Origin of the sequence: Providencia sp. PROV141, from assembly GCF_028481645.1 — a bacterium.
Classification (GTDB): Bacteria; Pseudomonadota; Gammaproteobacteria; order Enterobacterales; family Enterobacteriaceae; genus Providencia; species Providencia rettgeri.
The window spans coordinates 112,257-131,409 of sequence record NZ_JAMPPR010000006.1; the positions used below are offsets into that span (position 1 = coordinate 112,257).

The window sequence follows — 19,153 nt, forward strand, 5'->3', positions numbered from 1 at the left end:
GCTCCCTCTTTTCATTCCTATTTTTTGTGATATTGTTACTTAAAAATAAATATATAAAAGTAATTTTATTACTAAAATAAAAAAGATAAATACAAGGGGAAAAAATGAGCTCTCAAATACCTATCATACTGGCTAGCCATGGGCCTTTTGCACAAGGGTTATTGGAATGTGCTGAAATGCTAATTGGCTCGCAAGAAGATATCAGCGTGATTTCGATTCAAAGAGAAAGCAATATTAATGAGGTGAAAAAACATTTATTTGAAACATATCAGCATGTTAATAAAGGCAATGGTGTTTTAATTTTGGTCGATTTATTAGGCGGTTCTCCTTGCAATTTAGCCAGTGAGCTCGTTATTACTCAAAATGATGTCGTGCTGTACTGCGGAATCAACGTTCCGACTTTTCTCGAAATACTCAGCAACCGAGATCTTCCTTTACATGAACTTCATCAAGTCATTAATGATGTATTCCCTGACAGTTGCATTAATGTCGGTGAACAACTTAAACCATTAGCACAAAACGATAGCGAACTTTAGGAGAATCCCATGCCAATTAACGTTGCTCGAATTGATGACAGACTTATCCACGGCCAAGTTATTACTACTTGGGTTAAAAATTTTGATATTGAGCAGGTGATTATTGTCAACGACAAAGTTGCCAATGACACTGTTCAGCAATCCGTTCTTACTATGGCGGCGCCACCAGATCTAAAAGTCGTCGTTTTTGGTGTCGATAAATTCATTGAAGTCTTAAAAAAAGCAGAAATTAAACGCCGTACTATGTTGCTGTTTACTAACAGTATTGATGTGAATAGGCTCGTCGAAAGTGGCTTAAAATTGGAAAAACTGAATGTCGGCGGAATGCGCATGCAAGAAGGCCGTCGTAATTTATCTCGTGCGGTTGCTGTGACACCGGATGAAGAACAAGCCTTTAGGTCGCTCATCAACAATAACGTTACTGTTGAAATTCAAATGGTTCCTAAAGATCCCATTGTTGAATTAAAAACATTACTCAATTAATTCATCTAATCATACTTATTTTTACTCAATAAGTGAGGAGCCTATTATGTTGGTAGAGGCCATTTTAATTGCGATTTGGGCAGGTATTTGCTCATTGGATGATGTCGGTCCGCAAATGCTAAGACGCCCATTACTCACCGGAACTGTGGCCGGTATTATCATGGGCGATATGGTGCAAGGGTTAGCCATTAGCGCCACATTAGAATTAATGTGGATGGGAATTGGTAATGTTGGTGCTTATTCTGCACCCGATATTATCGCCGGTTCAATTATTGGAGTTGCGCTCGGTATTGCTTCAAATGGCGGAATTGCAGCGGGGATCGCCCTTGCCGTACCTGTCTCTATTCTATGTCAGCAATTACTGATTATCTGGCGTTCTTTTGCCAGTTTCTTAAATGTCTGGGCCAGTAAATCCATTCTTGATGGCAACTACAGTGGCCTAACAAAAGTGCATTATTTCTCGACGCCACTGTGGTTTTTTATTCGTGCCATTCCCTGCTTTATTGCGGTTTATTTTGGTAGTGACTTAGTCAATAGCATATTAAATGCCGTACCTGAAAGTATTCTTACCGGTATGGGTGTCGCATCTAAACTAATCCCTGCTGTTGGTATCTGTATTCTGTTACTCATGTTGCTTAAAGGCAGAATGTGGTTTTTCTTTCTGCTCGGTTTTATGCTCACAACCTATTTAAAATTGCCAATTATCCCAATTACTTTTATCGCTCTGGCATTTGCTGTGCTTTATGACATGGCATTTGCTAACAGCTTGCGCCAAACACCAGAAGAAAAAACAGCACCAACTTCCCATAAAAATGAAGAAGAGGAGTATGACCTATGAGTGAAATAACCACCTCTGAAAATAAAAAACTCACGAAAAAAGAGCTTAATGGTATGTTTTGGCGAATTCAAACCATGTCATTCTCATACAACTACGAAAAACTGCAAACTATTGGTTTTGCTCATTGTATGGTACCCGTTCTCGATAAGCTTTATGAAAAAGCAGATCAAGAAACGCGTATTAAAGCCATGCAACGCCACTTCGAGTTTTTTAATACACAAATTAACGCAGGTGCATTAATTCTCGGTGTCACCGCAGCATTAGAAGAAAAAACAACAGAAGAAGAAAAAGAGGCGGTCGTTTCTGTAAAAGCCGGTTTGATGGGGCCATTTGCAGGTCTTGGCGATAGCTTATTAAAATTTACATGGCTACCCATTTGCGGCAGCATCGGAGCCGCATTTGCGCTGCAAGGTAATATTATCGGCCCTATATTAATGTTTATTCTGTTTAATATCGTCAATATCGGCACCAAATATTTCTTTATTCATTATGGCTATAACAAAGGCGTTGATTTAATCGAGCAATCGAAGAAATCAAATATTATTCAGCGAATTACTAATATAGCGAACGTTGTCGGGGTCATGGTCCTAGGTTCCTTGATAGCGACGACCGTCAAGCTTTCCACTCCGCTAACCATCGCCGTCGGTGAGCAATCTATCAAAGTACAAGAGATGTTTGACAAGGTAATACCTAACTTACTCACCCTTCTCTTTGCGCTCGGTATTTTCTTCCTTGTTCGTAAATTTCAAGGGAAACATACCGTTGCACTCATTGTTGCCATTATGGTTTTAGGTGTTGTTTGTTCCGTGTTCGGAATTTTAGGATGATAAAGGGAAATATATGGAAATCGAAGTCAACAGAGTGAATGAATCAACACTCGAAATAAAGTTTAGTGAAATTCCATCCTCTCCTCTGGCATTATATTGGACGGATAAACCTGATACTCAGGTTTATCCTGAGAATTTCATTACAGATAAATTAGAGAATAGCATTACAGTTCAAGACCCATTAAATGCTAAACAACGCATCTATTTTATTTTACAAAATGCTAATGGACGTAGATTATTCGCTGAAAGAACATTACCTATTGAGGGATTAAATAACTTCCGTGATTTTGGGGGTTATACCACAACAGACGGAAAACAGGTGAAATGGGGAATGTTATACCGTTCCAACCATCTGTTTAATTTGAATGAACAAGCGGTCAATTATATTTCCCATCTAGGGATTAACAGCATTATCGATTATCGTACTCAAAATGAAATTAATAAATCGCCTAATTGCCATGTTGGTGAAAAGAAAACCTATCATCTTGATGCAACAGCTCAAACTGCTGAATTAGCAGCACAATTTGCCGCATCACCAGATAATGAAGATAAAGCGTTAATCGAAAGTGTTATCCAGCATATTCCGAAAGAGATGATTAACGGCGATGGGTTACAAATATTAGAGCAATATCGCCAATTTGTAGTGAGTGATAAGTCAAAAGCCGCCTTTAAGCAAATGATAGAAGTTTTATTAGATAGTCATAATGCCCCAAATATTCAGCATTGCCGAGGCGGAAAAGATCGAACCGGTTATGGTGCATTACTGGTGCTTTCCATGCTAGGTGTTCCGAAAAAAACCATTGTGCAGGACTATATGCTCACCCATTTTAACCGACTTGAACGTAACGAAATTAAAATGGCGGGATATCGGAAAATAACTCAAGACAAAAATGTACTGGATTATTTACTTTCACTGATTGATACTCAAGAATCATTTATTATAGAAGTCTTTAATGCGATGGAAGAAATATCCGGCTCTGTAGAAAACTATATTAAAAATGAACTTAAATTCACAAATCATGATATTAAGCAACTCAGAGAAATATACTTAATTTAAATAAATTTAATTATTTTATAAACAACCACAGGCTTAATAAAATAAACCTGAGTAATGGCTGTATTTAAAAAACAGTAAAATAGCCACATAGCTTATTTATTGTGGCTATTTTATTGACGAAAAAATCCGTTATTGGTTATAAAATCAATAATAACTTTTGTTCGCCAGTTTTATTCAATGAATTTTTAACTGCTTTATTTTTGCCCGTAATACGCATTTTTGCCGTGTTTACGTAAATAGTGTTTATCTAATAAGACTTGTTGCATTGAACCTATTTGCGAACTTAATTGACGGGTAAATAAATTCATATAGGCAATTTCTTCTAATACCACGGCATTATGCACTGCATTATCGGGGCTTGTTCCCCAAGCAAATGGACCATGACTATTCACTAATACGGCTGGAATATCTTTTGCTGACAGTCCTTTTTCCTTGAAGGTTTCGATGATCACATGGCCTGTTTCTCTTTCATAATCCCCTTCAATTTCACTTTCTGTCATTTTGCGGGTACAAGGGATTTCACCATAGAAATAATCAGCATGGGTTGTCCCTAAGGCACTCAATGGCTGCCCAGCTTGAGCCCAAATAGTGGCATGACGAGAGTGAGTATGAACAATACCGCCAATTTCAGGGAATGCTTGGTACAGCGCCAAATGCGTGTCAGTATCTGAAGAAGGTCGATATTTCCCTTCTACCACTTCTCCACTTTCCAACGAGACCACCACCATGTCCTCTGCTTTCATGGTTTCATAGTCAACGCCTGAAGGTTTTATCACCATTAACCCAGCTTCACGGTCAATACCACTCACATTACCCCAAGTAAAGGTCACTAGGTTATGTTTGGGTAAGGCGAGATTCGCTTCAAAAACCTGTTGTTTCAATTGTTCTAACATAACAACTCCCTAGCTTGCTAAAATATGCTTTAATATCAACAACAAAAATTTATTATCGTGATATTTTTTGTGTGTTGATAACCTATATCTACCTATTAAGGTAAACAGATTTAGGCCATTTAAAAAGCACCTCACTTTACAAACTCGCAACAAAACAGCTCAACTCGGGCTTATTCGGGCATAATCAGTCAAATAAAGTCACCATCAAGATGTGGTTAATTGACTGAGTTAGCCCAACCTTTTTTGTTTATTGTGAGAAAAACAAAAAGACACCGCCAATATAGTGACTTAAGTCTAATAATTATGTAATAGAATAATTTTAAATTCATAAAATGAAGATCAAAATCACTTTAATCGGCTTTGTTCTTTTCAAAAAGAGATTACTTGAATCCAATCACGACAAAAAAAAAGCAACACGGGCAGAATAAATATCGTGGAAATAATAGGAGCTAAATATGTTACAAGCCGAACGCCATAAATTAATATGTTCTCATGTTTCGCAAAATGGTTCGGCGTTGGTACGTGATTTAGCGCAATTATGTCTCGTGTCTCAAGAAACTATTCGTCGCGATTTAACAACTCTTGAGCGAGAAAACAGGATCATCCGTAGCTTTGGGGGCGCGGTGGCCATCGACCAAGAAGAAATGCCGATGGTGAATGTTATGCCATCTTCGGTCAAACTCAGTCAAATGGTTGATGGCGCAGAATCTTTTCGTAAAAGAACTGAAGAACATCCTGATGCCAAAATGAAAATTTCGAAGGCTGCACTAAAATTAATTCAGCCTGGTGACTGTATTATGCTAGATAACAGCAGTACTTGCTGGTTTCTAGCACGGCAAATACCCGATATCGACATCACTGTGGTGACAAACTCGGTCAAAATTATCCAAGCGTTGGCCTGCCGTGACCGAGTTCGTGTTATTGGTATTGGTGGGGAATATTCAGAACGTCATGATGATTTTCATGGCCCAATTGCAGAAAGTATTATTCGTAGCTTTCAGATAAAAACCTTATTTCTTTCATGCCAAGGGTTCAATATCGAAAATGGTATTCGCGATGGCAGTGAAATAAACTCAAAATTAAAAAATATTATGTTACAGGTTTCTGAAAATAAAGTTTTGCTCGCGGATAACAGTAAATTAGGAAAGTATGCATTTAGTCAGGTTTGTACATTTGATGATATTGACGTATTAATCACAAATAAACTAAATGATAATAATTTTCAAAAACAATTCTCTAATCTTAAAATTATCGAGTGCGACAAATAATTTATAAAAATAAAAATTATATAGCTGTAATGTAAGTAAAAATAATAAGTTCCATTTTATTTTCTGTATTAAATAAGTGCAGGGATATTATTTACCCATAATTCCTTAGCACTTAATTATAGGCATATCTAAATATGAGAAATTCATTATTTCTAAAAATGAAAGTTCTTGATTTAGTATCCATCTACACTAAGGAATACAACTATGAACATGAAGAAGCTAGTTTTACCTTGTTTAATGAGCGTTGCACTATTTTCAAATGTCGCGATGGCTGAATCACAAAAAGCACAAAAGCCCTTTACCATGGGTGTCGTCGTTAAAGTCGGTGGTATTCCTTGGTTTAATGTTATGGAACAAGGTATTACTGAAGAAGGCAAAAAACTGGGTGTAAACGCCTTCCAAGTTGGCCCAACAACCGCTGATCCTGCGGAACAAGTTCGTGCTATCGAAGATTTAATCGCCAAAAAAGTAGATGTCATTGGCGTTGTCCCTAACGACGCTAAAGTTCTTGAGCCTGTATTAAAGCGAGCTCAAGACGCTGGAATTAAAGTCATTACCCACGAATCACCAAACCAAAAAAATGCAGATTGGGACTTTGAATTACTGGATACCCAAAGTATGGGTGCTAACCATATGAGAGATATGGCGGCATGTATGGGCGAAGAAGGCAAATATGCCATGTTTGTGGGAAGCCTGACAGTACCATTAGTGAACGAATGGGCAGACGCGGCAATTGCTTACCAAAAAGCAAACTACCCGAAAATGCAAATGGTCGATGACCGCTTTGGTGTTGCCGAATCCGTTGATGACTCAATGCGCACCGCCAATGATTTATTATCTAAACACAAAGACTTAAAAGGCATCATGTCATTTGGTTCACAAGGCCCTATCGGTGCAGGCCGTGCCATTGATAAACGCCGCAAAAATGATGAAACCTGTGTATTCGGGACATTTACGCCAGGCCAAGGCATCAAATTACTGGAAAAAGGTGCAATTGATGGCGGCTATATTTCCAATCCAAAAGTCGCAGGACAAGTATTTGTACAGGTTGCGACTGCCATGATGAATGGTGAAGAAATTAAAGATGGCGTGTCTATTGGTGATATGGGTGAAATCAAAGTCAGTGGTAACACCATTTTGAGTGATAACCCCGTTAATTTGAATATTGAAAATACTAAAAAATTAGTCGAAGTCGGTCTGTAATTTCACCCTGTTAAAATAACATTTACAACAAAAATACAATATTTATCAATATATTAAATTTTATGTTCTTTGAGTTCGAGTTGCCTGTACTAACGCAGCAGCTCGAACTCATCACAAACAAGCCAACACCAATTTATTTGCAGTAGGAATTGTACTTATGACAAGCACCTCTAAAGCTGACAAATCCGATCCACTCATTACCTTGCGAGACCTTTCCAAAAGCTTCGGTGGTCACCGTGCATTACGCAATATCGATTTGACGCTCAACAAAGGTGAAGTGCACTGTTTAGCAGGCACCAATGGGTGTGGGAAAAGCACATTAATTAAAACCATCAGTGGTGTCTATGCCCCTGATGACGGTAGCAAAATTGAAATTGATGGAAAAAGTTATCATCGGTTGACGCCAGATAAAGCCCGTGAATTAGGTGTACAAGTTATCTACCAAGATTTGTCGTTATTTCCTAATTTAACTGTTGCCGAAAATATCGCCTTTGAACTGAATCTCAAAGGCTATTTTGGCTGGTTTCGCAAAAAACAACTGCGCGAGAAAGCGTTAGAAATCCTCAATGAGCTGGCTTTTACCATTGACCCTGATACACCGGTACAATTCTTACCCATTGCTCAACGCCAACAAGTTGCGATCTGCCGAGCCTTAGTCGCCGATGCACGTCTGGTCATTATGGATGAACCAACGGCTTCACTGACCCGTACTGAAGTCAACCAATTACTCTCAACGGTTAATTACCTAAAAGATAAAGGGATCACGGTTGTTTTTGTTAGTCATCGGCTAGAAGAAGTCAAAGAGATCTCTGACCGTATCACCGTGATCCGTGATGGTCAAAAAATTGGAACATGGCCTGCTGAAGGCTTAACTACACGCAAAATTACTGAGTTAATGACTGGCTTAGACATTGTCCATGAACGTAAGCCACCAAATAACGCAGAAGACCGACGCACAGTACTCGAGCTAAAAAATCTCAGTCGGACTGGGCAATATAGTGATATCAACTTAAATTTAAAACGCGGCGAAGTATTAGGTTTATGTGGTTTGCTTGGCTCAGGCCGCACCGAATTAGCGCTATCGTTGTTTGGCATTACCCGTCCAGACAGCGGCGAATTATTCATTGAAGGCAAGCCTGTTAAGTTAAAAAATAATACCGACGCTATTAAGCGTGGCATTGGTTATGTATCTGAAGACCGCCTGACTTTAGGCGCTATCTTACAGCAATCCATCGCAGACAATATGGTGATTTCGATTCTTGATCGACTCAAAACACCTTGGCATTTAATCGATGAAAAACAGTGCCAAGACATCGTACAAGAGTGGATAGCCGACTTAGATATTAAAGTCACCGACCCAAATAACGCCCTTTCAACACTTTCAGGCGGTAACCAGCAAAAAGTGGTACTTGCCAAATGGATTTTAACACGCCCTAAGGTACTGATTTTAGATTCGCCAACCGTTGGCGTCGATATCGGCGCAAAAGACAGTATTTACAAACTCATTCACCGTTTGTCAGGTGTCGGTATCTCTATTTTATTAATTACCGATGAAGCCTCCGAAGCTTATTACAATTGCGACAGAATTTTACATATGAAACAAGGCTCTATCGTCAAAGAAATTGTGACAGATTCCATCAATGAGCAACAATTGGAGGAAATCATCAATGGCTAATTGGCAAAAATTACGACCACAATCTGTCGAAGGCTGGCTGACTTGGGTCATTCTTATCATGGTGGTGTTCTTCACATTGATGAGCCCGCAATTTCTGACTATTCAAAATTTACTCGACCTCAGTGAAAGCTATGCGGTGACGGGTATTTTCGCCTTGGGCTTATTTGTGGTTCTTGTCACTGGGGGCATTGATATTTCGTTTGCTGCTGTGGCTTCCGTAGTGCAATACGTGATTGCGACTTGGTTATTACAAGGTTTTATTGCAAGCCCTGCGGTCAGTATCACATTAGCGATTATCATCGGTATCGCCTTTGGATTAATCAATGCCATTTTGATTTATTCGCTGAATGTTGTGTCGATCATTATCACCATTAGTATGCAATCACTGCTGTTTGGGATGCTGATGTGGTTAACCAATGGGCACAGTATTTATGACTTGCCTGATTGGTGGGTTGACCCTGTGACTATCTTGCCTTTTGAAGTGGATGGCGAATATTACCAAGTTGGCTTGCCGTTAATTGTGATGCTTGGCATTGCCTTCTTAACGTGGATTTTGATGAATAAAACCCACATCGGCCGTCAGTTATACGCTGTAGGCGGAAGTCAAGAATCTGCATCTCGTATTGGTATCCGTGTTTCAGTGATTTACTTGTTTGCCTATGGCTACCTTGGTGCAATGGCGGCGATTGGCGGCATGTTGCAAACCTACCGAATGAGCGAAGTGGTACCGAGTGCCCTTGTGGGCGGAGAGCTGGATGTGCTTGCTGCAGCTGTATTAGGTGGCGCCAGTTTATCCGGTGGACGAGGCTCTGTGATAGGTACACTAATGGGCGTTTTCCTGATTGGTATCTTGAAAAACGGCCTAAACCTGATTGGTGTTTCAAACTACTTCGTCAATATCGTCATTGGGCTGGTTATTCTCATTGCGATTTGTATTACTCACTACAAAAAACGTAAAGAGACGGACGTAGGTTTTGTTTAACAGGAATATCACCATGAAAAAAAATGCTTTTTTTAAAATTGATGGCTCTGTTATCGGACTGCTTTCAATCTTTGTTCTGGCTATCGCCGCATTTAGTATTGCCATGCCAGGTCACTTTTTTACCCAAAACACGTTTTTAAGTATCACTTTTCAGTTACCTGAATTGGGCTTACTTACCTTTGCCATGTTTGTACCTATGTTAAGCGGCGGCTTAAACCTTGCAATTATTAGTACCGCTAACTTAACCGGCCTGTTTATGGCTTGGGTGTTTATCAATTACCTTCCGGTGGATGCAGGAACGGGTACACAGCTGATGTGGTTAGTCTTCGCATTAATTGGCGCAACCGTAATTGCGGTCATTATTGGTAGCTTAACGGGACTGATGATTTCCCACATCGGGGCACATCCAATTCTAGTCACTCTCGGCACCATGACAATTATCAGCGGTATTGGCGTTTACCTCACTAAAGGAGCGGCACTGAGTGGCATGCCGCCCATTGTTCGTGCCATTGGCTCCGATACCGTGCTTGGGGTACCAATCGCTATGATTATTTTCATCGTTACCGCAATTCTGTTAGCGCTTTTTCTAGGCTGTACGCGGCTAGGTAAAAATATTTATATGAGTGGCAGTAATATCAATGCAACGTGGTTCAGCGGTATTCGTACCGACCGTGTCATGATTGCGATATACACCATTTCTAGTCTGTTATGTGTGTTAGCTGGGCTAATCATGATGGCTCGCTTTAACTCTGCACGTATGGGCTACGGGGATTCCTATTTACTGCTCACCATTCTTGCCATCGTATTAGGTGGAACTAACCCATTTGGGGGAGTTGGTAAGGTTAGCCGAGTGTTCTGTGCCTTATTGGTTTTACAGGTCATTGCGACAGGTTTAAGCCTGCTAGGAGTGAGCCTGCACTTTAACCTCGCTGTTTGGGGGATCACGCTCATCTTGGCATTAGCATTCAAGTTCTTCAAAGAAAAATGGAGTGCTAAACGTGCGATGAACCGCAACCAACGCCTTAATAAAGCATCGACACAAAGTTAATTTTTCAAGGGGAAAACCATGCGCAAGCATCCAATTGGTATTTATGAAAAAGCATTACCGAAAAACAGCAGTTGGTTAGAAAAATTAGTTATCGCAAAATCTGCGGGTTACGATTTTGTGGAAATGTCAGTAGATGAAACTGACGAACGTCTAGCTCGGTTAGACTGGAGCACCGCAGAACGCCTAGAAGTTGTTAGCGCCATTCAAGAAACAGGCATTCGCATTCCAAGTATGTGTTTATCCGGCCATCGCCGCTTTCCTTTCGGTAGCCATGATGAAGCTACCCGTATGATGGCCTATACCTTAATGGAAAAAGCCATTAAGCTCGCTCAAGACTTAGGTATTCGTACTATCCAGCTCGCGGGTTATGACGTTTACTATGAAGAGCAAGATGCCGAAACAATTGCCAATTTCGAAAAAGGCATGCAATGGGTCAGTGAAATTGCAGCCGCTTCTCAAGTGATGTGTGCAGTGGAAATCATGGATACGCCTTTTATGAATTCCATTAGCAAATGGCAAACGCTTTCCGATAAAATTCGCTCACCTTGGTTCAGTGTGTATCCTGATGTCGGTAACTTAACCGCGTGGGGTAATGATGTCGAAAAAGAATTCACCCAAGGAATTGAACACGTCGCAGCGATTCACTTAAAAGATACGTATGCAGTGACCGAAACCTGCAAAGGCCAATTTCGTGATGTGCCTTTCGGCGAAGGCTGCGTAGATTTTGTTAATTTATTCAAATTATTAAAACGTTTAAATTACCGCGGTTCCTTCCTAATTGAAATGTGGACAGAAAAAGCCGATGAGCCGCTGATTGAAATTATCAAAGCCCGTCATTGGATGGAAGACAAAATGCAACAAGCAGGCTGGTACAACGCCTAAAGGAGCCGATAATGAATGCATTTTTTATGGGTGTTGACCTTGGTGGTACCGTAATTAAAGCGGGTATTTACACCGCAGAAGGCCAAGAAATTACCGTTGCTGAACATTCTTTTCCCACTGAGAGTCCACAAGCAGGTTTTAGTGAACGCAATATGGAAATGCTTTGGGAAGCGACTTGTAGCGTGATTCGCCAAGCGATTCAAAATAGCCAACTCAGCCCCGCCCAAATTTCCGGTGTCAGCTTTTCTTCTCACGGCAAAGGGCTGTATTTACTCAATAGCCAAGGAAAACCGGTTAGAAATGGGATTGTGTCATCTGATTCACGCGCTCAATCTATTGTTGATGAATGGCACCAAGACGGCACTGCGGATAAAGCTTATCCATTGAGTTTGCAGCAATTATGGGCTTCTCATCCTGTGGCACTACTGCGTTGGTTAAAACAACACGAGCCTGATAACTATCGTGATACTCAGCATGTTTTGATGGTCCACGATTACATTCGCTACCGTCTAACCGACCAAATTGCCTGCGAAGAAACCAATATTTCTGGTAGCCAATTATTTAACCAAACCCTGTCGAGCTATGATCCTAAATTATGCCAACTATTTGGTATTGATGAGGCAAATGACAAGCTGGCACCCGTTATTAACTCAGCTCAATTAGCAGGAACGGTCACCCACAAAGCTGCTGTAGAATCTGGGCTTGTGGAAGGAACCCCTGTATTTGGTGGCTTCTTTGATGTCGTGGGTGCAGCGTTGGCGTCAGGGGTCAGTCAAAAAGATAAACTCAGCGCCGTAGCCGGAACTTGGACCATTTCAACACGTGTCTTCGATGAAATTGTGCCTTCAGATTACCCATACGTATGGAGTAAATACTGTATTCCAGGTACCTATTTTGTCCACGAAGGCAGCCCGACTTCCGCCAGTAACCTCGCGTGGTTCACTCGTCACTTCTTCAATCAACGTTTGCAAGATTATAACGTACTAAATCACTGTGTGGCTGAAGGGGCAACACGGCCAAATGATATTCTGTTTTTCCCTTGGCTGTACGGTTCTAACTACCACAGTAATTTGCATGGTGGTCTACTCGGTTTGAGTTCACACCATACCGATGCCGATATTGCTTATGCTATCTATCAAGGGATTGTATTTTCACATTTATTGCACCAAGACCGTATTGTTGGCCTTGATAATACAACTGAATCTATTCGTTTCACAGGTGGCCCAACACAGTCACCATTGTGGATGCAAATGTTCTGTGATGCCAGTAACTTGCCGTTAGATGTCGTCAACGTGCAGCAATCAGGTTGCCAAGCGGCTGCACTTTGTGCCGCTGTCGGAACAGGTTACTACTCAGGTTTTGATGTCGCCATTGCGGCAAGTACCCCAAAAATCACCACTTACCAACCAAACGCTGTTGGGTATCAACAGTTACGTGACAAATTTTCCCGCTTTAAAGCGGTTGCCGATGCATTGAGTCAATAGCCTATTGAATAAAGATAATAAAGGCAGAACAGATAATTCGGTTCTGCCTTATTTTTTGACAGATTAATTGTCAGCGACAACTTGGGTATTAACTGTGGCTGGTGATAATACGGTATCCTGCGGCAAGCTATCGTACTTCACAAACTCATCCCGTGGGAAAACAAAGACATCAATGTCTTTTTCAGGTGTGATAGTCTCCGCTACGATACTTTTCGCTGGGGATGTTAGGTTAGCTTCTACGCCTAACCACGATGCGAAATAATCAAATAAATTCCACTCACTTAACGTTTCATCGCGAAATTCACGTTTAGTATCATCCGAATTGATGACCACTAATGGAACTTGATATGCCCCTTTCACGAGTTGACCATGACGTAAATATAGATTTCCTTCTTTGATATACCCTTTATACTCTGCTTCCAGTGCTTTTACGTGCTGTTTATTGGCTTTGACTAACCCTTGCCCATGGTCAGAAAAATATAAAATGGAGAACGGATTATCCCCATTTTTATTATTTTCTTGCAAGATACTATAAATATCGCCAATAAAATCATCACTCAGTTTAATCGCTGAAACATAACAGTTCGCTATACTTCCCCAACCCGTATCAAATTGCTCAGGGTTAATGTTGTAATTATTTTTAACGAGTTCACAAGCTCCTTTCGGCCAACCATCATGGTGAGGCCCCCACATATGAACAAAAATGACTTTTTCTTTCTCTGACGGGTTATTTAACGCGGCTTTAAAGGCAGGTAACATTTTAAAATCATTGGTGAGTTTATTCACATTGTCATCAACGACAACCTTTTCTTGCACGAAAAGGTTGTCAAAACCAGGCTTGCTGTCTCTAACCGGTAAAAAATAATTCGCCTTTAGAAAATAATTTGTAAAGCCAATTTCATCATCACCAAAGCTGCCATTATTACCAATGTAATAGGTCTCATAACCCGCTTTATTGGCTAAATCAACAACCGAATTATTGTTGTAATACGGCTTTTCATGGTGCTGTGTGATTGTATTTAAATCATTTTTTGCTAATGCACGCGTTAAGGTCGGTACCGTATTGGATGCCGCACTGATAAAATTATTGAAAAAACGCCCGTTTACCGATGAAAGGAATGGCGTATTTTCTAACGGATAGCCATAAGTATTCATATAATTCTTATTGGTACTTTCACCAATAATGACGACTTTTATCTTATATTTATCATCATTTTTTTTAGTAATTTGAATATCACTAGCCGTATTCACCCCATAGCAAAGATCTGCATTGCTTTTTGCTGCTTGGATTAACTCTGGTGTACAGGCTTTTTTATAGACTCCCGCACTTTCATTAGTATTTGCTTGAGCCCATGTAACGCTAGCTAACAGAAGCGCACTACAAAGTGCGGTTAATTTCATTACTTTCATATTCGGAACCTCATCTTCGTAACTTATTATTTTTATGAGTTGCTGTGGTGTAGTCAGGGTAGAGCTTGTGAAATTAATGCCGCTACTGCACTAAAATTTCACATTATCATTAATATATTGAAATATAATTTCATTAAAAGGCGAAGAAGACGAAATTGAGATACCGCTAACAATAATTAATTATGAAGAATCACGCATTTATTAGGTACATTTTCATATTAGCTGTATATAAAAAAATCAATAATCAATTAGTTATGGAATATAAATGTATTTATCAGGAAGAATAATAGGCGTTACACCCATTACATCTAGAGTTGTGATAAAGATCGGCAATTAAACATTTGTCGCCATTTGATTAGTGATATAGCTCTGATTTTGCTCTTTTGTCACTAGAAAGTATTATGGAACCGGTTCCATAATGAGTTATTCGCAATGACAAATGGGCTAATGCCCTTTATTCAGAGAGAGGAAAGTCATGAGCAAACACATTATTGTTGTCACCGCCGCCTATGGGGCACAAACCGTAAAACAATTAGGTGGCCAACAAGCTTTATTCGATATCATTCAAAACAGCCATGCGGATGGCGCAGAGATCCGCCAAGAACTCTTACTACCAAGCGATAATCTTTCGGATATCGCCAAAGGATTACAATCAAGGCAGCTCACCGCCGTTTATTCCGTGCCAGACACGCTATTTCAGCAACGTAGCCCTATCGCCATCACTAAACTGCAAGGCTATTTTGAAGATGCCAAACAACTTAATGCTCGCTTTTTAAAACTATCACTCGGTGAATTACCAGAAAATTATGATTTAACCGAAGTAATTAATCTTCTCAATCAATACAACACACAGTTAGTGATCGAGAATGATCAAACCGAAGTCGGTGGCCATATTGCGCCTCTTGAACGTTTTTTTGCTGATGTAAAACACCAAAATATGCCTATAAAAATGGCGTTTGATATGGCGAACTGGTACTGGCATCGGGAAGATCCGTTAAAAGCTGCACATATTTTTGCTTCCCAAGTCGCTTACATTCACGTTAAAGCCTGCCAATTGCATGACAGTAAACGCGTTGCTGTAGCACTTGATGACAGTGACGGCACATGGAAAGAAGTACTCAACCTTCTACCAAATGACGCTCCTTGTGGTATCGAGTTTCCACTTGAAGGGCATGATTTACGCGCAGTCACTGAATACTATGTATCTCTATTAAAGGACTTCTCTGTTACAGGCTCTCTCAGTGAAAGGGAAAATTAATTTAATGAAAAATCAATTAGATGTAGTTACTCTTGGCGAAGCCATGATGATGTTCGTCGCCACGCAAACAGGGAAATTGCATGAGGTCGAAAACTTTGTTCGTCGTGCTGCAGGGGCAGAGCTCAACGTTGCTGTTGGCCTCTCACGTCTTGGGTTAAGAACAGGATGGATTAGCCGCTTAGGTAATGACTCTTTCGGGCGTTTTATCCAAGCCACACTAGATAATGAACATGTGGATACTCAATGTGTTACGGTAGATTCTCATTACCCAACAGGCTTTCAGCTTAAATCTAAAGCCGAAAATGGAACCGATCCCATCGTAGAGTATTTTCGTCAAGGCTCTGCGGCAAGCCATTTAGATTTAACCGATTTTAATGAAAATTATTTCTTATCCGCACGCCATTTGCATTTAAGTGGTGTGGCAGCCGCGCTTTCACCCACCAGCTACCAACTGTCACTGCATGCCGCGAAATGGATGCGAAATGCAGGTAAAACACTATCATTTGACCCTAACTTGCGCCCTTCTCTATGGAAGAGTGAAACAGACATGGTGAAACAGCTCAACCAACTCGCGTTTCAAGCTAATTGGGTTTTACCTGGCTTAAAAGAAGGCAAAATTCTCACAGGCTTCGACCAACCCGAGTCTATTGCTGATTTTTATCTCGCTCACGGTGTTGAAGCCGTTGTGATTAAAACCGGAGAACACGGCGCATATTATAAAACAGCGGATAACCAGCAGGGCATATCTCCGGCCGTTCATGTTAAACACGTCATTGATACCGTTGGAGCTGGCGATGGCTTTGCCGTTGGCGTCATTAGTGCCTTACTTGAAGGCTTAACATTACCGCAAGCTGTTGCAAGAGGTAATTTTGTTGGAGCAAGAGCCATTCAAGTTATAGGAGATAGTGAAGGCTTACCAACCCAAGCACAACTGCAGCATGAAATGGCATTACTCTCCGCGGACACCACTAAAGCGGTATGTTAAAAGGAAATCGATTATGACAATGAATACTCCAGCAATGTCACGTTGGTGGCGCATCATGCCAATCGTGTTTATCACCTACAGCCTTGCCTATTTGGATAGAGCAAACTACAGCTTTGCCGCCGCCGCAGGTATCAATGCCGACTTAGGCATTACCAAAGGAATGTCGTCGCTACTCGGCTCACTATTTTTCCTTGGCTATTTCTTTTTCCAAATACCAGGCGCTATTTACGCGGAAAAGCGCAGTGTCCGCAAACTGATTTTTGCCTGTATTTTTCTCTGGGGAATTTTTGCTAGCTTAACCGGGATGGTCAGCAATATTCCGATGTTGGTGATTATTCGCTTTAGCTTAGGAGTCGTCGAGGCCGCAGTCATGCCTGCGATGCTTATCTACATCAGTAACTGGTTTACTCAGTCAGAACGGTCACGCGCTAACACCTTTTTAATTTTAGGTAACCCAGTTACGGTGCTGTGGATGTCTGTGCTATCCGGTTACCTCATTCAGGCATTCGGTTGGCGGGAAATGTTTATCATTGAAGGGGTTCCTGCGATTTTGTGGGCTTTTTTCTGGTGGAGAACTGCACGTGATAAACCCAGTCAAGTGAATTGGCTCAGCCAGACTGAAAAAGAGACATTAGATAAAATTCTTAGTGACGAACAAAAAAATATCAAGCCTGTTCGCAATTACCGCGAAGCCTTTAAGTCTCGTAATGTGATTTTACTATGCGCTCAATATTTTTGTTGGAGCATTGGGGTGTATGGCTTTGTACTGTGGTTGCCATCGATTATTCGTGGAGCATCCAACCTTGGAATGGTAGAAACAGGCTGGCTTTCTGCCGTTCCTTACCTTGCTGCAACCTTAGCCATGATCCTCGTGTCATGGGCATCTGACCGTATGCATAACCGTAAACTATTCGTTTGGCCAATGCTTTTGCTTGGGGCGGTCTGTTTCCTCGGCTCATACCTGCTCGGTAGCACGAATTTCTGGTTCTCTTATACCTTATTGGTGATTGCAGGCGCAGCAATGTACGCTCCGTACGGGCCCTTCTTCGCTATCATTCCTGAAATGTTGCCAAAGAACGTTGCAGGTGGTGCAATGGCATTAATCAATAGTATGGGCGCATTAGGTTCATTCTTTGGTTCATGGTTTGTTGGCTATTTAAATGGGGCGACCGGTAGCCCAAGTGCTTCGTATATGTTTATGGGACTCGCACTATTAGCCTCGGTTTTCTTTACCTTAATTGTCAAACCAAGCCAAGAACAAAATAGTGATGCAGTCATCACGAAACATGCTTAAAAGGGATACTATGAAACAGAACATTATTTTATATAAATCCATTCCCGCGGATCAACTTGAGCGGCTACAGCAGCACTTTAATGTCACTGCATTTGACAGCATTACACCTGAGAATCTTGCTAACTTTAAACAAGCGTTATCCAGCGCTGACGGCATTATCGGGGCCAGCTATCCTATCACCGCAGATGACATTGCCAATGCACCCAATTTGAAAGTGGCATCGACCATTTCCGTTGGTGTCGACCAATTTGATATTGATGCGATGAATGCCAGAAAGGTTGCATTGATGCATACTCCAAATGTATTAACGGAAACCACCGCAGATACCATTTTCACTTTAGTGCTTTGTAGCGCGCGCCGCATTATCGAAATGGCTGAGATGGTGAAAAACGGTCAATGGACTCAAAGTATTGGTGAAAACGCATATGGCAGTAATGTGAATGGTAAAACTATCGGCATTTTAGGTATGGGGCGTATTGGCTATGCCGTTGCCAAACGCGCTCATTTAGGCTTCGGGATGCCAGTTCTCTATTACAATAACCATACCCATCCCGATGCAGAAAACCAGCTCAACGCACGCCGTTGTGACCTCGATACGCTACTTGCGGAGTCTGATTTTGTCTGTGTCGTGCTGCCATTATCAGCGTCAACCGAAAAGCTGATCGGTAAAAATGAGTTAGCAAAAATGAAACCCAGTGCATTTTTGATCAACGGTTCAAGAGGCCGGATCGTCGATGAAGCCGCGCTGATCGACGCATTAGAAAGAGGCACAATTCGGGGGGCGGGTTTAGATGTGTTTGAAGTTGAACCTCTTCCCTGTAACTCTAAGCTACTCACGCTACCTAATGTGGTTGCTCTGCCGCATATCGGTTCTGCTACCCATGAAACCCGTTACGCCATGGTCGAGTGTGCCGTTGATAACCTAATCGCTGCCTTAAAGGGTGACCTAAGCCAAAATTGTGTTAACCCTGAAATAGCGAAATAGATAAATACCTAGAACGCCCTAATTTATTAGGGCTCTTTGGCTCTT

18 protein-coding genes are annotated in these 19,153 nt (G+C 41.1%); 16 read left to right on the forward strand and 2 right to left on the reverse strand.

Features of this window, described 5'->3' with window-relative positions; translation table 11 throughout:
- The first annotated feature begins 104 nt into the window (after positions 1-104).
- Genes PSF09_RS04670 through PSF09_RS04690 form a run of 5 tightly spaced genes read left to right on the forward strand, consistent with a single transcriptional unit; the run spans position 105 to position 3,741 of the window.
- Entirely contained in the window at positions 105-536 is a 432-nt protein-coding gene (locus PSF09_RS04670) for a PTS sugar transporter subunit IIA (RefSeq protein ID WP_109912663.1), read from the forward strand.
- 9 nt (positions 537-545) lie between these two features.
- Positions 546-1,019: a PTS system mannose/fructose/N-acetylgalactosamine-transporter subunit IIB gene (locus tag PSF09_RS04675; RefSeq protein WP_109912664.1), complete on the forward strand. Its 474-nt coding sequence runs from the start codon at positions 546-548 to the stop codon at positions 1,017-1,019.
- Positions 1,020-1,065: 46 nt separating this feature from the next.
- On the forward strand, positions 1,066-1,857 hold the full coding sequence (locus PSF09_RS04680) for a PTS mannose/fructose/sorbose/N-acetylgalactosamine transporter subunit IIC (RefSeq protein ID WP_004907885.1): 792 nt from the start codon (positions 1,066-1,068) through the stop codon (positions 1,855-1,857).
- A complete protein-coding gene (locus tag PSF09_RS04685; RefSeq protein ID WP_115168010.1) occupies positions 1,854-2,684 on the forward strand; it encodes a PTS system mannose/fructose/sorbose family transporter subunit IID in 831 nt (276 codons plus the stop codon). Before PSF09_RS04680 ends, PSF09_RS04685 begins: the two co-directional genes overlap by 4 nt.
- Before the next feature lie 13 nt (positions 2,685-2,697).
- Positions 2,698-3,741, forward strand: a complete 1,044-nt coding sequence (locus PSF09_RS04690; RefSeq protein WP_210838375.1) for a tyrosine-protein phosphatase — start codon at positions 2,698-2,700, stop codon at positions 3,739-3,741.
- A 194-nt stretch (positions 3,742-3,935) separates the two neighbouring features.
- Here PSF09_RS04690 and araD read toward each other — a convergent pair whose 3' ends face one another.
- The gene (gene araD, locus PSF09_RS04695) at positions 3,936-4,634 is read right to left on the reverse strand and encodes an L-ribulose-5-phosphate 4-epimerase (RefSeq protein ID WP_115168011.1); all 699 of its coding nucleotides are present in this window, start codon (positions 4,632-4,634) and stop codon (positions 3,936-3,938) included.
- A gap of 455 nt (positions 4,635-5,089) precedes the next feature.
- Between araD and PSF09_RS04700 the strand changes: the two genes are divergently transcribed.
- The 7 genes from PSF09_RS04700 to PSF09_RS04730 all read left to right on the forward strand — a co-directional run bounded on the left by PSF09_RS04700 (position 5,090) and on the right by PSF09_RS04730 (position 13,176).
- Complete coding sequence (locus PSF09_RS04700) at positions 5,090-5,902, forward strand: DeoR/GlpR family DNA-binding transcription regulator (RefSeq protein ID WP_004907878.1); 813 nt, start codon at positions 5,090-5,092, stop codon at positions 5,900-5,902.
- A gap of 210 nt (positions 5,903-6,112) precedes the next feature.
- Entirely contained in the window at positions 6,113-7,105 is a 993-nt protein-coding gene (locus tag PSF09_RS04705) for a substrate-binding domain-containing protein (protein ID WP_036958239.1), read from the forward strand.
- A 157-nt stretch (positions 7,106-7,262) separates the two neighbouring features.
- On the forward strand, positions 7,263-8,780 hold the full coding sequence (locus PSF09_RS04710) for a sugar ABC transporter ATP-binding protein (protein ID WP_210838107.1): 1,518 nt from the start codon (positions 7,263-7,265) through the stop codon (positions 8,778-8,780).
- Positions 8,773-9,762 carry an ABC transporter permease gene (locus tag PSF09_RS04715; protein ID WP_004259203.1) on the forward strand — a complete coding sequence of 330 codons (990 nt, stop codon included), beginning with the start codon at positions 8,773-8,775 and terminating at the stop codon, positions 9,760-9,762. Before PSF09_RS04710 ends, PSF09_RS04715 begins: the two co-directional genes overlap by 8 nt.
- A 13-nt stretch (positions 9,763-9,775) precedes the next feature.
- Positions 9,776-10,810: an ABC transporter permease gene (locus PSF09_RS04720; RefSeq protein WP_004259206.1), complete on the forward strand. Its 1,035-nt coding sequence runs from the start codon at positions 9,776-9,778 to the stop codon at positions 10,808-10,810.
- An 18-nt stretch (positions 10,811-10,828) separates the two neighbouring features.
- Positions 10,829-11,692, forward strand: coding sequence for an L-ribulose-5-phosphate 3-epimerase (locus PSF09_RS04725; protein ID WP_109912666.1), 864 nt, complete (start codon positions 10,829-10,831; stop codon positions 11,690-11,692).
- Positions 11,693-11,703: 11 nt separating this feature from the next.
- Positions 11,704-13,176 carry an FGGY-family carbohydrate kinase gene (locus PSF09_RS04730; protein ID WP_272664427.1) on the forward strand — a complete coding sequence of 491 codons (1,473 nt, stop codon included), beginning with the start codon at positions 11,704-11,706 and terminating at the stop codon, positions 13,174-13,176.
- Between the two features lie 63 nt (positions 13,177-13,239).
- Here the strand turns inward: PSF09_RS04730 and PSF09_RS04735 are convergent, their stop codons facing one another.
- A complete protein-coding gene (locus PSF09_RS04735; protein ID WP_272683547.1) occupies positions 13,240-14,586 on the reverse strand; it encodes a phosphoethanolamine transferase in 1,347 nt (448 codons plus the stop codon).
- 475 nt (positions 14,587-15,061) lie between these two features.
- Here PSF09_RS04735 and PSF09_RS04740 point away from each other — a divergent pair, with 475 nt between their 5' ends.
- Genes PSF09_RS04740 through ghrB form a run of 4 tightly spaced genes read left to right on the forward strand, consistent with a single transcriptional unit; the run spans position 15,062 to position 19,108 of the window.
- Complete coding sequence (locus PSF09_RS04740) at positions 15,062-15,844, forward strand: sugar phosphate isomerase/epimerase family protein (protein ID WP_272683548.1); 783 nt, start codon at positions 15,062-15,064, stop codon at positions 15,842-15,844.
- A 4-nt stretch (positions 15,845-15,848) separates the two neighbouring features.
- Positions 15,849-16,829: a sugar kinase gene (locus PSF09_RS04745; RefSeq protein ID WP_272683549.1), complete on the forward strand. Its 981-nt coding sequence runs from the start codon at positions 15,849-15,851 to the stop codon at positions 16,827-16,829.
- A gap of 13 nt (positions 16,830-16,842) precedes the next feature.
- The gene (locus PSF09_RS04750; RefSeq protein ID WP_272683550.1) at positions 16,843-18,123 is read left to right on the forward strand and encodes an MFS transporter; all 1,281 of its coding nucleotides are present in this window, start codon (positions 16,843-16,845) and stop codon (positions 18,121-18,123) included.
- Positions 18,124-18,133: 10 nt separating this feature from the next.
- Positions 18,134-19,108 (forward strand): glyoxylate/hydroxypyruvate reductase GhrB, encoded by a 975-nt coding sequence (ghrB, locus tag PSF09_RS04755; protein ID WP_210838122.1) that lies wholly within the window; start codon positions 18,134-18,136, stop codon positions 19,106-19,108.
- Positions 19,109-19,153 lie beyond the last annotated feature (45 nt).

Excerpts from the sequence above, each read along its gene's own strand:
- PSF09_RS04740 (WP_272683548.1), top strand. The coding sequence starts at position 15,062 with ATGAGCAAACACATTATTGTTGTCACCGCCGCCTATGGGGCACAAACC.
- PSF09_RS04725 (WP_109912666.1), top strand. The coding sequence starts at position 10,829 with ATGCGCAAGCATCCAATTGGTATTTATGAAAAAGCATTACCGAAAAAC.
- PSF09_RS04750 (WP_272683550.1), top strand. The coding sequence starts at position 16,843 with ATGACAATGAATACTCCAGCAATGTCACGTTGGTGGCGCATCATGCCA.
- PSF09_RS04675 (WP_109912664.1), top strand. The coding sequence starts at position 546 with ATGCCAATTAACGTTGCTCGAATTGATGACAGACTTATCCACGGCCAA.
- PSF09_RS04700 (WP_004907878.1), top strand. The coding sequence starts at position 5,090 with ATGTTACAAGCCGAACGCCATAAATTAATATGTTCTCATGTTTCGCAA.
- PSF09_RS04730 (WP_272664427.1), top strand. The coding sequence starts at position 11,704 with ATGAATGCATTTTTTATGGGTGTTGACCTTGGTGGTACCGTAATTAAA.
- PSF09_RS04720 (WP_004259206.1), top strand. The coding sequence starts at position 9,776 with ATGAAAAAAAATGCTTTTTTTAAAATTGATGGCTCTGTTATCGGACTG.
- PSF09_RS04735 (WP_272683547.1), bottom strand. The coding sequence starts at position 14,586 with ATGAAAGTAATGAAATTAACCGCACTTTGTAGTGCGCTTCTGTTAGCT.
- PSF09_RS04715 (WP_004259203.1), top strand. The coding sequence starts at position 8,773 with ATGGCTAATTGGCAAAAATTACGACCACAATCTGTCGAAGGCTGGCTG.
- ghrB (WP_210838122.1), top strand. The coding sequence starts at position 18,134 with ATGAAACAGAACATTATTTTATATAAATCCATTCCCGCGGATCAACTT.
- PSF09_RS04710 (WP_210838107.1), top strand. The coding sequence starts at position 7,263 with ATGACAAGCACCTCTAAAGCTGACAAATCCGATCCACTCATTACCTTG.
- PSF09_RS04680 (WP_004907885.1), top strand. The coding sequence starts at position 1,066 with ATGTTGGTAGAGGCCATTTTAATTGCGATTTGGGCAGGTATTTGCTCA.
- PSF09_RS04670 (WP_109912663.1), top strand. The coding sequence starts at position 105 with ATGAGCTCTCAAATACCTATCATACTGGCTAGCCATGGGCCTTTTGCA.
- PSF09_RS04745 (WP_272683549.1), top strand. The coding sequence starts at position 15,849 with ATGAAAAATCAATTAGATGTAGTTACTCTTGGCGAAGCCATGATGATG.
- PSF09_RS04690 (WP_210838375.1), top strand. The coding sequence starts at position 2,698 with ATGGAAATCGAAGTCAACAGAGTGAATGAATCAACACTCGAAATAAAG.
- araD (WP_115168011.1), bottom strand. The coding sequence starts at position 4,634 with ATGTTAGAACAATTGAAACAACAGGTTTTTGAAGCGAATCTCGCCTTA.
- PSF09_RS04705 (WP_036958239.1), top strand. The coding sequence starts at position 6,113 with ATGAAGAAGCTAGTTTTACCTTGTTTAATGAGCGTTGCACTATTTTCA.
- PSF09_RS04685 (WP_115168010.1), top strand. The coding sequence starts at position 1,854 with ATGAGTGAAATAACCACCTCTGAAAATAAAAAACTCACGAAAAAAGAG.